Here is a 15053-nt window from a genome sequence, read left to right as displayed (position 1 = left end):
GTATAAAAAAGATCAGCGTGTGCTGATCTTTTTTATTTTTCAATTTAGAAATTATTTTTCTAAATATTGAAGCTTATCTGCTTTACCGTTCCATTCTTCACGGTCTGCAGGCTGATCACCAATTTGAGTGATGTTCGGCCATTTTTGAGAAAGTTCAGTATTCAGTTCAATGAATACTTCCTGACCTTCTGGCAGTTCGTCTTCAGAGAAAATAGCATTTGCTGGGCATTCAGGTTCGCAAAGCGCGCAGTCGATACATTCGTCAGGATTAATAACAAGAAAGTTCGGGCCTTCATAGAAACAGTCTACAGGGCAAACTTCAACGCAGTCTTGATATTTACATTTAATACAGTTTTCAGTGACAACAAAGGTCATGGCGACAGCTACCTAAAAAATATGGTTCTAATAACTAATGCTGTATTTTAGGCAAAAACCGATACAACTAACAATTCCTTTTATTGATATTTGATATAGATAGTGCTGTTAAATTTGATAAAACACACACATTATCATCAAAAATACTTATAAATGAAAAAGACTCTCAATTGAGAGTCTTTTTTAAGGTAAAGATCAGAGCTGATCTTTCAGCATATATAACTGCTGCAACGCTTCACGCGGGCTTAAATTATCAACATCCAAATCCTTGAGCAGTTCCAGCGCAGGTGAGGTTTTTTCAATTTCGACAATGCGCTCGATCACTTCAGGCGTTTGGTTTTCTGAAAACAGATCATTTTGAACCGCATGATTTAAATGATGTTGCTGCTGTTTTTCTAAAATTCTTAATCGATTTTGGGCTTCTTTAATGACATTGGCTGGAATGCCCGCCAATTTTGCCACCTGTAAGCCGTGACTTTGGCTGGCAGGGCCATGCTGAACTTTATGCAGCAGGATTAAATGGCCATTTAACTCTTTGGCTGTCACATGATAGTTATCAATGCCAGACTCTTTGCCCAAGTCGGTTAATTCAAAATAATGTGTGGCAAATAAGCACAGGCATTTAATCCGCTTCGTTAAGTCCAGTACGCAAGCCCAAGCCAGTGACAATCCATCATATGTACTGGTTCCGCGGCCAACTTCATCCATTAAGACTAAAGACTGGCTGCTGGCATGGTGCAAAATTTGCGAGGTTTCTGTCATTTCCACCATAAAGGTCGATTTACCTGTAGATAAATCATCAGCAGAACCAATACGGGTAAAGATACGGTCAATTGGGCCTAAGACTGCGGCCTCTGCGGGCACGAAGCTGCCGCAGTATGCCAGCAGTGAAATAAGCGCTGTTTGACGCATGAAGGTAGATTTACCGCCCATATTGGGACCAGTAATAATGGCCATACGGCGATTGTAATCGAGCTGTGTGTCATTTGGCGTAAATGCAGTTTTACTGAGGGATTCCACCACAGGGTGGCGGCCTGCTTTAATTTTCACACCAATTTCAGGGCTGAATTCTGGACGGTTCCAATTTTTTAAACGGGCTTGATGGGCAAAATTTGCCACCATATCGACTTGAGCTACAGCACTGCTCATCATTTGCAAATTGCCGATGTCTTGACGCAATTCATCTAACAGCATGTCAAACAGCATTTTCTCACGGGCTAAGGCACGGGATTCGCTGGATAAGACTTTATCTTCAAATGCTTTCAGCTCTGGGGTGATATAGCGTTCCGCATTTTTAAGCGTTTGACGGCGAATAAAGCGTTCAGGCGCTTGTTCAGCTTGGCCCCGTGTCAATTCAATGTAGTAGCCGCTGACACGGTTATAGCCGATTTTCAGCGTATTGATGCCTGTCGCTTCACGTTCTTGGATTTCCAGATCAATGAGGAATTGGCCTGCATGGTCACGGATTTTACGCAGTTCATCCAGTTCTGCATCAAAACCTTCGGCAATCACATTGCCGTCGCGTAGCAATACAGGCGGATGTTCTACAATTGCGGACATTAGGCGTTTATGCAGGCCATTAAAGTCGCCTAATTCCTGATTTAAGCTGCTGATGAGCTTAGATTGCTGTGCTTCAATGATCGGTGTTAATGCATGCCGTAAATAAGGAATTTGTGCGCAGGCTTGACGCAGCTGCACTAAATCGCGAGGGCGGGCACTGCCAAGCGCTATTCGGCTCAGTACGCGTTCAATATCGCTAATTTCTTTGAGCACTAATCGGACAGGGGCTTCATGGTAGCCTTTAAGCAGGGCCTGAGTGGCGTCAAGACGCTCATCCAGCACTGCTGTATCACGCATGGGCTGCATGAGGGTTCTGCGGAGTAAGCGCCCGCCCATGGCAGTTTGACAATCATTAATCAGCTGAAAGAGTGATGTGCCATGTTCAAAAAGCGGATCGACCAGTTCTAAATTGCGGCGTGTAACTGGGTCGAGCGCAATAAAGTCCGAGCTCTGTTCAAGCTGAATAGTGCGTATATGCGGCAATGCTGTTTTTTGTGTTTCTTTTGCATAATGAATCAATGCCGCTGCAGCTGCTTTCGCCAGCGGTAAATGATCAATGCCGAAACCAGACAAAGTGGAAACTGCAAATTGGTCACATAGGGTTTTTTGTGCGTTATTTAAATTAAAATCGACATTGGGGCGTTTTGTAATCGGGCAGTCTAATTGCTGCTTAATGTGCTCAATAATATTTGGATCAATAATATCTTCATCAATAATAATTTCACTAGGCATTAAGCGCGAGAGCTCAATAGCCAGCTGCTCAATTTTAAATTCCTGCTGCTGTACTTTAAAAAGGCCGGCGCTTAAATCTAAAAGGGCGATACCGATTTGATTTTGCTGCACGCTTAGTGCAACCAAATTTGAAGTTTGATGCGCTGTCAGCAGGGCATCATCTGTTAAAGTGCCCGGAGTAATAATACGGACTACACCGCGTTCTACAGGGCCTTTACCAGTGACTTCGCCCAGCTGTTCACAGATAACGACAGTTTCGCCCTTTTTGACCAGGCGCGCTAAATATCCTTCTGCTGCATGATAAGGCACACCCGCCATAGGAATTGGATCACCATTTGCCTTGCCGCGGTGGGTTAAGGTAATCCCTAGGAGTTTGGCTGCTTTATGCGCATCTTCAAAAAACAATTCATAAAAGTCACCCATGCGGTAAAACATTAATGAATGCGGGTGCTGCATTTTTACTGTCATGTACTGCTGCATCATTGGGGTAAGTGAACTTAGATCAATGTTCGGGTTGTCTGCAGTCATGTGATAAAAATACCTTTTAAATTAATTGTATGCATCTATATGTCATAAGCTGCTGCTGCGATTTTTTTGCATTTGATGCAATGAATAGAAAATCCTGACAGCAGCACGGCGTAAAATCGCTGCATTGGCTTGAGGCAATACAGGCTCAGCCAATAATGACAGCAGATTTTAGCAAAATTAATGCAGACAAAAAGCATTGTAAGATTAGATGAATGTAAAAAGTACGATTACATAAGATTAGGCAACACCAATATGCTGCCTATAGATGGGGACGTGTTGGAAAGTTAGGCTACGTCTTTCTTTGCCACATAGTACTGATTGCGGCCATTGGTTTTGGCTAAATACAGCGCTTGGTCTGCACTTTGAATAAACTCCGATAATTCATCATGCTCTTGCGGGATGATGGTTGCAGCCCCAATACTGATGGTGACATAAGGCGATATTTTACTTGAAGGGTGCGGCAAAGCCAGATCTGTAATACGTTCTAATAACTTTGACGCGATTTTTTCAATTTGCTTTTCTTCCTGCAGCGGAAATAACAGCAGGAACTCTTCGCCGCCGTAGCGGGCGGCCAAGTCTGTGCTGCGGGAAGTTACAGCCTGCAGTTCATTAGCAATTTTTTGCAGGCAGAAGTCTCCAGCGATATGGCCCAAATGGTCGTTATATTCTTTAAAGCAGTCAATATCAATCATAAGGATGCTGATCGGCATTTGATATCGCAGCGCCATGTTCCAATGTTTATCTAATACAGCAGTCAAATGGCGGCGATTGGCGAGACCAGTCAGTGCATCTAATTGTGTGAGCAATTCAAGCTGTTCAGACTGTTTTGCCATTTCTAATTTATTTAATTCGATAATACAGTTTTGCAAATAATTTTCGCGGTGCTGACGGTCAATGGCATATGCCAAAGCCATACCCAAAAAACTGCTGAACGTGTAAGTGCGGTTTAAAAATGTCCAGTCGATGGGGTAATTTAAAATATTTGTGATAAATATGGCAATTAATCCGCCAAGCCAGCCAGCTGATAATGCTGTATAAAAACGTAAACCGACAAATCCATAAATAATAACCACGGCATACATCATTGCTGCATGCAGTAAGGCATCATTATTATTGTTGACAACAGGAATAATAATAAAAGAAATGGCCACGGCGGCAGAACATCCTGCACCGGCATACAATTCAAAATATTGATCAAATTTGCGAATAAAAGAAATCAGCCATGCGGCAAAAATAATCACGCCTACCCAGGCGTAGAGTGCGAACCACTGTACAAATTGTGTTCCAGAAGAAATATTTTGATAAATACCGTAACTTAAAAATAAATAAAGAATTAAAATAATCGGAGCGCGGAAACGGAACTCTAAAGCTGCCTCATGCTGATACTGCCGTTTATAGACGGGTTCAAGAGTTTTAGAAAAATACACATAATTCAGACCTCTAGAAATCAAGGCTTGAATTTCATTCCGACTCAAAAGTTTTGAACCTTCTAACTTCATATGCGTTGGCCAAATTATATTTTATTTTTTAATTGTTCAATTTCAGTGTTTGAACTGTTTAAAACATTGGTTTTATAGTGCTTAGTTACTAGTTTTAACAAAAGAAATTATGCTCGGCAAGAGGGAAAAATTACAATTTTTCGAATGAAAATATTAATTATGTGAATTTTTCCTTATTCAGGGCATATACCCTTAATCATTCATAGGTAATATTGATTAATTATATAGTCATCATTAAAAAAAATTGCTTGTTTTGGGGTTTAATTAAATTATGATCGAATAGCAACTATATAAAAAATATTACATGTACATGGAGCTGTAAATGACCGCTATTTCTAAAAAGCAGGATGATGCTAATCTAATCATCAGCCCTCATAATGTCTGGTCACAAAAATTTTGGGATGATTTAACCCCATTCAAGGATAGAATCAGCGCGCATCCTTTTTTTATGAATATGGCAAGCGGGCGTTTAAGTGTAAAAAGTTTTCGTTTTGCATTGCTGCATTTTTATCCTTTGGTTGCACATTTTCCTTCGTTTATGGGGCTTGCTTTAGGAAAGGCGACACAATTTTCTGAGTCGGGTGTAACAGAAACACGGGATTGGCTGATTCAAAATATTAAGGTGGAAGAGCGTCATCTGAATTGGTATAGAGACTGGGCAGGCGGTTTTGGTATTTCTGTACAAGAGCTGGATAGCGTGAAGCCGCCAGCGGCTATGAATGCTGTTAATCATTTTTTATGGAATATCAACATCCGTGGCAGTTTATGTGAAAGCCTCGCAGCAACAAATTTAGCCATTGAATGGGCGACTGGTGACTGGAGCACTAAGGTCTATGAAGGCATTAATGCTTATACTGTGCATCCAGAAGTTGCGATCAATAAGCGGACCATTGCGTGGTTAAGAGCACATGCGCATTATGACGATATTCATCCCTATGAGGCTATGGAGCTGATCAAGCGTTTATGTGAAGGTAAACCTGAATTGCAGGAACGTGCTTTTAATGCAGCAAAAGAAGGTTTGGCATATTATGAATTGGCATTGGATGCATGCCACAAAGTGCACATGGACCAAATGAATTAATTACATTTTGCAATTTTGCAGATGTAAAAAGCCGATGATGACATCGGCTTTTTTACGAGCTGGATTAGGGCTTGTACAAACCGAGTTCAACCAGATGCTGTCTAAGAATGCGGCGAAGTTCTAATACAGCTTCAGGAGTTTCCTGAATTGAATGTCCGCCTTTAATAATTTTTTCTGAAATGGCGCCGTCTAAATGAGCGCTTTTGTAGGGAACAACCCCGTCAGAAATGACATTTGGATCGTCACTGTTGGTTGCATTGCCAATAATTGAATGATACTTCATGCTTTTGATTGGCATGATATCTTCAGTCAAGGAGACAAATTTAGAGGTGTGGCTTAAGTTGCTAGGGCCGTTTTGAATCAGTCCATTGCTTAACTCTTTAAACAGATCTTTGAGGTCTTCTTCTTGCGTGATGACATCACCGATTGCAGATAAAAATGCGCCAGGCAGTTTGATGATTTTACGTGCTGCTTTGGTAAACCAGCGGTCTGCAAAAGCTGTTCCGCGGTGCGGTGCTGCAAGAAAAATGGCACGGCTGAAATTTGGAATGTCTTTCATAATCATACGGTCTTTGACTACAGCCGTATTACGGTATTGATTCAGTTGATGTGAACTCATCATTTTCAGCGCTTCTTGAGTTGTGTCTGCATTACTTACCAATAAGCGGGTAATAATGCCGCCCATACTATGACCCACCAAAACTGCGTCATTTTTTGCTGAGGCTTGCTTGTTAACTTGGGCAAAAGACTGGGTTAAGAGCGCATAAATCTGAAAGCGGCTTTCCAGAATTGGCATATTGGTTGAGTAGAAGACTTGCCACACTTGATAATGCTCACGAAGCACTGGGTCACCCATAATATCGTTGGTGAGGCGAATCCAAGCTTCTGGGCTGCTGGCTAAACCATGAACCAGGACAATCACTTTCTTATTTGGATTGTAGGGTTCCAGCATATACAAATGCGGCATGGTCAGCTGTTCATCTCGGTCAATCAATGACAGATATGCTGATTTACCTAAATTGTTTTCTGCCAGCCATAAACCATAGGGTGCAGAGAAATTGGCAGCCAAAGGATATTCTTTGTTGGCGATCTTCAGCTTTTCAAATTTATAAGGGTCATAGGCTTTAATTTGAAAAGTTGAATTATTTAGAATCTCATTTACAGATGCTGCATTGGCCGGTTCCGCAGTTAATGTGGCTGCCAGATAGCGTGCTTGGTGAATATTGGGATTAATGCCATTGGGGTATTTATAAGTTAAAGGGTCAACAATATATTTACTTTTGCCTATTGGCTTTGGCGTTTCATCAGGTAAAACAGCTAAGAATTCTGAACCAAAACCGTCACGGCGAGTAATTGAACGCAAACCTGAAAAGTTCAGGTTATAGGTAGACATCAAGTTTTCAATCTTACGCTGTTTAAGTTCAGGGTAATTGTCAAAATTAATTTTATAGATGCTTTGACCGACTTTAATTAGACTTACAACTTCAGTTGGCTTGTAGCGTAAGGTATAGGCATGCACCAATTTTGCGATGGCCTGATTATAAAAATCGCGGATCTGCACTTGGCGGTTGTCAAAAATACGGTCTTGAGGCCCGCGTTTGGTCAAAAACATATAGGCATAGCTATGGCGAACGCTTTTATCAAGCAGGTCTAATTGCTGATCTAGACAGTTATTGTACGCAGTTTGCTGTGCCTGTTGATTTTCCTGTGACGTATGCTTGGTTATGATGCTGGTTTTACAGTCCGAAGATTTATCCAGTTCTATTGCTTTGGCTAAGTATAGTTCGCTGGCCGTGGAGAGCAATTGTTCGTCTTGAATCTGCGGGATTTTTTTTATTTCGTCAACACAGCTTTCTGGGTTTTCTGAGCAGATTTTTGCTTCACGCCCAGTCATGGAGAGAACGTTCAGGCTTGCTTCGCTGAGTTTGTTTCGTGAAATAATGCTTTCACGTTCGTTCGCAATAGAAACATTGAGCGCCTGATTTTTTACACTGACGACTTGGCAACCGCTCAGCAGCAGTGTGCTGACTAGTCCGGTAAGCAGGAATTTATTAATTTTATGCTGCATACAGAGTTCACTAAATTTATATGTTCAATTTTTTAAATCATACGATAATCCTCAGGATTTTCAATTCGTTTTAAAAAAATAGGCCAATTAAGGCCTATTTTTACACTGCAAGCACTTAAGATGCTTTTGGCGGATTCAATACTTGCCAAACATTCCAGCGGCCTTGCTTTTCAATTTCTTGAATTAAGCGGTCAGCGATTTCACCTTCTTGAGGATATTTAACTTTATAGTTTTTCAGGACATTTACTGCGCTTTTCTTTTGTTCCATTGCGATGTAGTTGTTCGCTGCAGAAAGATATGCTTCTTGCACGCCAGCTTTCATGGCTTTATCTAGATAAGGGATCGCTTCACGCTGACCGCCGCCTTCAGACAAGCCAAAACCAAACCAGAAGTTTGCTTCTGCATCATCTTGGTTAATCTTCAGAATACGCTGTGCGTAAGTTAAAGATTTAGTGGTGTAAACAGAACCTAAATCTAGGTTGCGCGCCATAACGCTGGCTTTGAATGCGCGAACCAGAATATCAAAAGAAGCATTGTCTTTAGATGCCAAAGTATCTAATTGCTGAGTAACTTCTTTGAGTTTAGCTTCAAAACCTTTACGTTCGTTGCGCTGAACAAAACGCGGCGGGTAGTGGCGCGCTTTGCCTTCAACCAGCTGCAGGAAATCATCAATTTCAGTGATGTCAATTTCATTGTCGCCAGCCAGTACTGCGTATTTCATGGTGCGTACTTTGCTGTCTACTGTTGGAATGATGAGGCGGTTCACATCCAAAGTAACTTTTTTAGAAGGGTCGCTTGCAAGATTTGCTTCCATTTTGGTCACAGGCTGAGCCGCAGCTTTTTGCAAGTTAATTTCAAATGGAGGCGGCGCATCATAATTAAATGGGTTTAATGCATAGAATGGTGGAGTAAGTTCAGGCTCCGCAAAGATCATTGCGCCTTCTGGATTTTTATTCTTGGTTGGAGCGCTTCCGCATGCAGCAAGAGTTAAAGCGACTAAGGCAACGGCCAAGGGCTTAAGCGTCATAATGATCTTCCATATAATTTATTTTAAAAACTTTCAAGCATGTTGGTCAGTCTAAAAAAACTCTGATCAACATGCAAGCCAGTTGCTCAGCACTTGTGCACTATTCAACTGATAATTCAGGCTTTAGATTGACCGCTTTGCGCTTCACATTCACGGCGGGCTTCTTCGATGATTTTTAACTCTTCATCACTGAAAGGCCGTTCGTTCAGCTGCTGCTTTTTAAAGGTCGGATCAAGCAGTGATAGGCGCTGGCACAAGGTGTTCATACGCTTTTCATTCATCTGGATACGGTCAAGCAAAACACGCATTCCTTCCAAAATCGGGTCAGACTGATCTTGTGTAGCAGCATAAGCTTGGAAGCCGATGCTTTCTGCATAATCCCGACGGTGATTTTCTTCATCATCTTTTGGTTTGTTTTTGGTAATGAAGCGTGCAGGGTTGCCCACAGCAGTCGTATCTGCAGGAACTTCCTTCGTCACAACTGCATTTGAACCCACCTTTGCATTTTTACCTACAGTAAAAGGGCCAAGTATTTTTGCACCGGCACCAACCACTACACCGTCTTCTAATGTCGGGTGACGCTTGCCTTTATTCCACGTTGTTCCGCCAAGGGTTACACCGTGATAGAGAGTGACGTCATCGCCAATTTCCGCTGTTTCGCCAATCACAACACCCATGCCGTGATCAATGAAAAAGCGGCGGCCAATTTTTGCACCGGGATGAATTTCAATGCCAGTGGCAAAACGGCTGAAAGAAGATAGCAGGCGAGCAGAGCCTTTACAGTCTTTAACCCATAGTTCATGCGCGACACGGTGCATGATCAGAGCATGAATGCCCGGATAGGTGGTTAAGACTTCAAGTGTGTTTCGTGCTGCAGGATCGCGCGCGAAGACAGCTTGGATATCTTCTTTGAGCTGTTTAAGCATTAGATTGATCCTCTTTATCCTTCGATTTTTTCCATGTGCCGTTATTCAGGGCCTGTACTCGGGTAAATATACCGCGAAGTAAATGATATTCCATACGATCTAATTGTATACGTCCAAATAGGCGACGCAAGCGCAAAGGCAATAATCTTGGATTTTTTGGGTCCATAAATTCAATATCAGCCAGCATTTTTTCGATGTGCGGGTAGAATTGTTCCATTTGCTCATGCGTGACTAATGGTTCATCCCATTGCATATCAATGTCATCTGTAACATGCATCTGCGCATCGGGGTTTGCGCCTTGTTCTACATGGGCCATCGCCGCCATACGCATTTCATAGCAAATCACTTGAATGGCTTGCGCAACGTTTAATACGCCGTAATCACTATTGACTGGAATAGTCACGTGGTAATTGGCCATTGCCAATTCTTCATTGGTGAGTCCGCGGTCTTCACGGCCAAAGATCACTGCAACTTCCTGCTGCTTTTCTGAGACGGCTTTGAGTGACAATTCTGCAGCGGGGCGCGCGTCCAGTAAAGGCCATGGAATCGTACGGGTACGTGCGCTGGTGCCAAATACAATATGACAGTCTTTAATCGCTTCTTCTAAGCTTTCGACAATTTCAATTTGTTCGATTAAACCTGTTGCGCCAGCTGCAAGCGCATCAATATCTGGATGCGGATAGGTTTTAGGCGCAACCAGCACCAATTTGCACAGCCCCATGGTTTTCATGGCTCTTAATGCACTGCCGATATTGGCGGGCAAAGTGGTATTCACCATTACAATACGCACGTGAGAGAGATGCGCTGAAACAGCCGCATTGTCAATTTGACTCATCTTTGTTCCAAATTTGAATTTTTAAATGTTTAACTTTGCTGCAGAACAGAGGCAAATCAAGAATATTGATTTACTGTGTCTGCCTGATATAAATCCATCGCGTCATCCATACTCATATCTGCAGGCGGAGGCGGGATATTTGCAGGCTGAGCCTGCTCATAACTGACCGCTTTGGCTGCTTTAGATTTCACTTGATATTCAATATACAAAGATTCTTTGCCAAAGTAGTCGCGCAGTTTGCTGAGGGCTTCATCCAACGGTGCAATATTCCAGCTGACACCGCAATGCAGTTCTGCTTTGGCGTAATCAAAGTCAAGTTTGAACTGCAATGGAATATGGCTGCACATATCGACATTGCAGTAAGGTGTAATCATCTTCTGAATGTCTTGGGTCAGCGTTTTACTGATATGTTCTGCATTTAATGTAATTCGAATGCAGTTTGCGCGTTTTTGACGGATTTCGTTCAAGCTGAATGCCTTGCTTAAGCGGCCCATCGGGCGGTCAAATCCTTCACGCTCGTATATTTCACCTTCAATCACCACGACTTTATCAGCTTGAATAATGTCTTTGAAGCGCTGGAAGCGTTCATGATTGGCAGAAACTTCAATACGTGCTGTACCGTCATCCAATGTAATCATCATCCGGTTCGGGAAGTTGGCGACATCGACCACTAGTCCAGCAAATACAGTCGTTACACCGCGGCGTGTAGGGGTTAATTCATTGATACGCTGTGAAATAAATGATTTTAATTCAGGGCGGTATACATCAATCGGGTGACCCGTAAGATAGAGCCCAAGAGTGTCTTTCTCACCTTTAAGGCGTACTTCATCTGACCAAGGCTTAACGGGTTTTGCTGGTTTGCGCTGTACTTCAGCGACTTCGCCAAACAAGTCCATAATGCCTGTTTCACGGTTGCTGCGCGCCTGATCTGCGGCCTGAACAGCTTCAGGCAGCTGTGTCATAAGGCTTGAGCGTTCAATGCCTAAACAGTCCAATGCGCCTGCACGGATTAAAGCTTCCAAAGTACGCTTATTGATTTTCTTTAAATCAATACGGTGGCAGAAATCGAATAAATCACGGAAAGGGCCTTCATGAATACGTGAATCAATCACGGATTGCATAGCCGCTTCACCTACGCCTTTAATCGCGCCTAAACCATATACAATGGTTTTAGGGTCGCTGGCATGGAAATTATACAGTGACATATTTACTGAAGGAGGCAGGACTTCTAAGCCATTGGTGCGGCAGTCATCAATAATAAAGACGACGTTATCGGTGTTCTGCATTTCCGATGTCATGACTGCAGACATGAACTCTGCTGGGTAATGCGCTTTCAGCCATGCAGTCTGATAAGCAACGAGGGCATAGGCAGCAGCATGCGATTTGTTAAAACCGTAGCCAGCAAATTTTTCCATATAGTCAAAGATATGGTTAGCTGTGTCGGCATCAATATCTTTTTTAGCGGCACCTTCAATAAAGGTTTGGCGCTGCTTGACCATTTCCTCGACTTTCTTTTTACCCATGGCACGGCGCAGTAAGTCCGCACCGCCCAGCGTATAGCCCGCACAGAACTGCGCAGCCTGCATTACCTGTTCTTGGTACACCATAATGCCGTAGGTCGGCTCAAGTACTTTTTCAAGCAATGGATGCAGGTATTCAAATTCTCCGCCGTGCATTCGGAAGATAAAGTCTGGAATTAGATCCATAGGGCCTGGGCGGTACAAGGATACGAAGGCGATAATTTCTTCGAATTTACTTGGGCGCGCCTCTTTCAGCATTTTTTTCATGCCGACGGATTCAAACTGGAATACTGCAGTCGTATTTGCTTTCGCAAATACATCATAAGCAATTGGATCATCCAGTGGAATATAGGAAATATCGACAGGTTCTGTAACATCTGGACGCGCATTAATATGCTTAATCGCATCTTCAATAACGGTTAAGTTACGTAGGCCCAAGAAGTCGAACTTCACCAGTCCCGCCGCTTCTACGTCATCTTTATCGAACTGGGCAACGCGGGCAGTACCATCGGCATCACACATAACTGCCGAATAGTCAGTCAGTTTTGTCGGCGCAATCACTACACCGCCGGCATGTTTACCTGTGTTTCGGGTAATGCCTTCGAGTTTTAGCGCCATTTCCCAGATTTCAGATGCGTCGTCGTAGTCTGGATTAGAGGGATTAGTCACAACATCTTTGAGCTGCGGTTCGGCTTCAATTGATTCTTCCAGCGTCAAACCTAATGGTTTGGTTGGAATCAGTTTTGAAACACGGTCTGCAAGACCATAGGATTTGCCTAATACCCGCGCGACGTCGCGAATTGCGCCTTTGGCAGCCATGGTACCAAAAGTCGCAATCTGCGACACAGCTTCACGGCCATAGGTACGGGCCACATAGTCAATCACGCGGTCACGTCCAGCAATACAGAAATCGACGTCAAAGTCGGGCATCGAGACACGTTCTGGGTTCAAGAAACGTTCGAAGAGCAGATCGTAACGCAGCGGATCCAAATCGGTAATTTTTAAACTGTATGCAACCAGTGAGCCTGCGCCTGAACCACGGCCGGGACCAACGGGTACGCCATTGCCCTTAGACCATTGAATGAAGTCCATAACGATGAGGAAGTAGCCAGGGAAGCCCATTTGCAAAATAATTTTGATTTCGAAATCAAGGCGTTCGTCATAAGGCTTGCGGATGTCTGGCCAATCTTCACCGCGCTTATTGATTGGATATAGAAAATCGAGGCGTTCTTCCAGACCGACTTGACACAAATGTTCAAAGTAGGTGTCGATGGTGTGGCCATCAGGAATTGGATAATCCGGTAAATCGTTAAAACCGAGGCGCAGTGAAACGTTGCAGCGCTGTGCAATGTAGTAAGTATTTTCAATTGCGGTGGGGATGTCTGAAAATAATTCAGCCATTTCAGCGCCAGTTTTAAAATACTGCTCTGGACTGTAGTTTTTAGGGCGGCGGTCATCGCCTAAAACATATCCATCGGCAATACAGACGCGGGCTTCATGTGCTTCGTAATCTTCAGGTGTTACGAAGTGAACATCATTATGCGCAACAACGCCAATGCCGTATTTTTTTGCCAGCTTTACGGCTTCTTGAATAAAGTCTTCTTCGCCGGGGCGGTTGGTTCGCGTTAAAGCAAGATAAACACGATTGCCAAACTTTTCAATCCAATCTTGCAGCAGCGGTTCAGCTTTTTGTGGATTTGAAGTCAGAAGCATTTTGCCGACATCACTGTGCTGGCCAAGTAGAACAATCAGGTCTTCATGCTGGTTTAAAATCCAGTCTTTTTGGACACAGGGGATGTCCAACTGCTGCCCGCTGATAAAGCCCTCAGAGACCAACTCAGTTAGGCTGCGCCAGCCTTTTTTGGTCATGGAAAGCAGGGTAATTCTATGCTCTGCATCATTCAGGCGGATGGTTGAGCCAAAAATAGGCTTGATGCCTTTATCTAAGCATTTTTTATAAAATTTTACAGCTGCGTGCAAATTGGACAAATCTGTAAGCGCCAAAGCAGGCATTTCATCTGCCGCCGCAGCTTTTACAAGTTCAGGTATGCGTACAATAGATTCAGTGATCGAAAATTCTGTATAAATACCAAGATGAACAAAGTGCATAAATGAGTCCCTGCGAAAACAGCTGACTATTTTAGCATGCTCTGGGCTTAAACTTGCGTTTATTGAACGGGATTGGCGAAGTTTTGTCTGTTCGCTGCAAGTTCAATAAACGCGCTGGACTGGTCAGTATTTAGCAAGCAATGCCTTGATTAATCAGGAATTTCACCAGTTTTCCATTTTTGAATGTGAATGCTAAGTTTCCAATGTAGGGTAAATCATAGTCTTGAGGTGTTTTTAAAGCGGATTTAAGAACTGAAGGCGGGAGTAGAATCACATAAGCGGGCAGATTGTTTTCTGCCAATTTTGCACTCTTCGGGAAATCCTTTTTAAATTGCTGAAAGCTATATTGTGCCGTTATGGTTTTTTGACCGATTTGAATTTTGTCTGTAATTTTATTTGCCTGCCCCCATTCCAGCCAAACATATCCTTTGGTCTGTCCGAGCTGGGAAAATGAGTTTTTATTTTTATAGAATTGGTAATTTTTGACTTGAGGATTATCCTCAGAAAAAATTTCAAATTTTAAATATTTTTCATTTGTTTGGGTTGAAAATTCAGTATTGCCTGTACATTCTGAATAGTCATATTTTAAATGAGCTGGGCTTTTATTCAGCAGGGCATTTGCTTGAGAAGCGGGGACAGGCGATCCCAGTTCAATGCCATTTACTTTTATGCTGCTGATGTAGTCATATGGCGCGATGGTTGCTTGAGCATTATTGCAGATCAAAATAAAAGGGATTAAAACCAAAGGATATTTCATTACTTGAACCTGTTGTTATTTATGAATTGCTGAAAT

At 42.8% G+C, this 15053-nt stretch carries 10 protein-coding genes; 1 reads left to right on the top strand and 9 read right to left on the bottom strand.

The window, feature by feature from the left end; translation table 11 throughout:
* Positions 1-51: 51 nt before the first annotated feature.
* From fdxA to B9T34_RS04490, 3 genes are all read right to left on the bottom strand, one after another.
* Positions 52-375, bottom strand: a complete 324-nt coding sequence (gene fdxA, locus B9T34_RS04500; RefSeq protein WP_004651686.1) for a ferredoxin FdxA — start codon at positions 373-375, stop codon at positions 52-54.
* 195 nt (positions 376-570) lie between these two features.
* A complete protein-coding gene (mutS, locus tag B9T34_RS04495; RefSeq protein ID WP_086211970.1) occupies positions 571-3195 on the bottom strand; it encodes a DNA mismatch repair protein MutS in 2625 nt (874 codons plus the stop codon).
* Between the two features lie 284 nt (positions 3196-3479).
* Positions 3480-4694, bottom strand: a complete 1215-nt coding sequence (locus B9T34_RS04490; RefSeq protein ID WP_086211969.1) for a GGDEF domain-containing protein — start codon at positions 4692-4694, stop codon at positions 3480-3482.
* A 322-nt stretch (positions 4695-5016) separates the two neighbouring features.
* Here B9T34_RS04490 and B9T34_RS04485 point away from each other — a divergent pair, with 322 nt between their 5' ends.
* Positions 5017-5775 (top strand): TenA family transcriptional regulator, encoded by a 759-nt coding sequence (locus tag B9T34_RS04485; protein WP_086211968.1) that lies wholly within the window; start codon positions 5017-5019, stop codon positions 5773-5775.
* A 64-nt stretch (positions 5776-5839) separates the two neighbouring features.
* On the opposite strand, the gene B9T34_RS04480 is transcribed toward B9T34_RS04485, so the two are convergent.
* From B9T34_RS04480 to B9T34_RS04455, 6 genes are all read right to left on the bottom strand, one after another.
* Positions 5840-7843: an esterase/lipase family protein gene (locus B9T34_RS04480; RefSeq protein ID WP_086211967.1), complete on the bottom strand. Its 2004-nt coding sequence runs from the start codon at positions 7841-7843 to the stop codon at positions 5840-5842.
* A 115-nt stretch (positions 7844-7958) separates the two neighbouring features.
* Positions 7959-8870: an ABUW_2363 family tetratricopeptide repeat lipoprotein gene (locus B9T34_RS04475; protein ID WP_086211966.1), complete on the bottom strand. Its 912-nt coding sequence runs from the start codon at positions 8868-8870 to the stop codon at positions 7959-7961.
* Positions 8871-8986: 116 nt separating this feature from the next.
* On the bottom strand, positions 8987-9796 hold the full coding sequence (gene cysE / locus B9T34_RS04470) for a serine O-acetyltransferase (protein WP_086211965.1): 810 nt from the start codon (positions 9794-9796) through the stop codon (positions 8987-8989).
* Complete coding sequence (locus B9T34_RS04465) at positions 9789-10631, bottom strand: RNA methyltransferase (protein WP_086211964.1); 843 nt, start codon at positions 10629-10631, stop codon at positions 9789-9791. The genes cysE and B9T34_RS04465 overlap by 8 nt, the downstream gene beginning before the upstream one ends.
* 56 nt (positions 10632-10687) lie before the next feature.
* Complete coding sequence (gene dnaE / locus B9T34_RS04460) at positions 10688-14260, bottom strand: DNA polymerase III subunit alpha (protein WP_086211963.1); 3573 nt, start codon at positions 14258-14260, stop codon at positions 10688-10690.
* Between the two features lie 130 nt (positions 14261-14390).
* The gene (locus B9T34_RS04455) at positions 14391-15017 is read right to left on the bottom strand and encodes a hypothetical protein (protein WP_086211962.1); all 627 of its coding nucleotides are present in this window, start codon (positions 15015-15017) and stop codon (positions 14391-14393) included.
* Positions 15018-15053: the final 36 nt, after the last annotated feature.

It is taken from the genome of Acinetobacter sp. ANC 3813, from assembly GCF_002135435.1.
Lineage (GTDB): Bacteria > Pseudomonadota > Gammaproteobacteria > Pseudomonadales > Moraxellaceae > Acinetobacter.
Note: the sequence above shows the minus strand (reverse complement) of the source record. Positions and strands in the feature narration are given on the sequence as shown.

Coding starts and splice junctions, on each gene's coding strand:
- B9T34_RS04455 (WP_086211962.1), bottom strand. CDS start 15,017: ATGAAATATCCTTTGGTTTTAATCCCTTTTATTTTGATCTGCAATAAT.
- cysE (WP_086211965.1), bottom strand. CDS start 9,796: ATGCTTAAACAGCTCAAAGAAGATATCCAAGCTGTCTTCGCGCGCGAT.
- B9T34_RS04475 (WP_086211966.1), bottom strand. CDS start 8,870: ATGACGCTTAAGCCCTTGGCCGTTGCCTTAGTCGCTTTAACTCTTGCT.
- B9T34_RS04490 (WP_086211969.1), bottom strand. CDS start 4,694: ATGAAGTTAGAAGGTTCAAAACTTTTGAGTCGGAATGAAATTCAAGCC.
- fdxA (WP_004651686.1), bottom strand. CDS start 375: ATGACCTTTGTTGTCACTGAAAACTGTATTAAATGTAAATATCAAGAC.
- B9T34_RS04485 (WP_086211968.1), top strand. CDS start 5,017: ATGACCGCTATTTCTAAAAAGCAGGATGATGCTAATCTAATCATCAGC.
- mutS (WP_086211970.1), bottom strand. CDS start 3,195: ATGACTGCAGACAACCCGAACATTGATCTAAGTTCACTTACCCCAATG.
- dnaE (WP_086211963.1), bottom strand. CDS start 14,260: ATGCACTTTGTTCATCTTGGTATTTATACAGAATTTTCGATCACTGAA.
- B9T34_RS04465 (WP_086211964.1), bottom strand. CDS start 10,631: ATGAGTCAAATTGACAATGCGGCTGTTTCAGCGCATCTCTCTCACGTG.
- B9T34_RS04480 (WP_086211967.1), bottom strand. CDS start 7,843: ATGCAGCATAAAATTAATAAATTCCTGCTTACCGGACTAGTCAGCACA.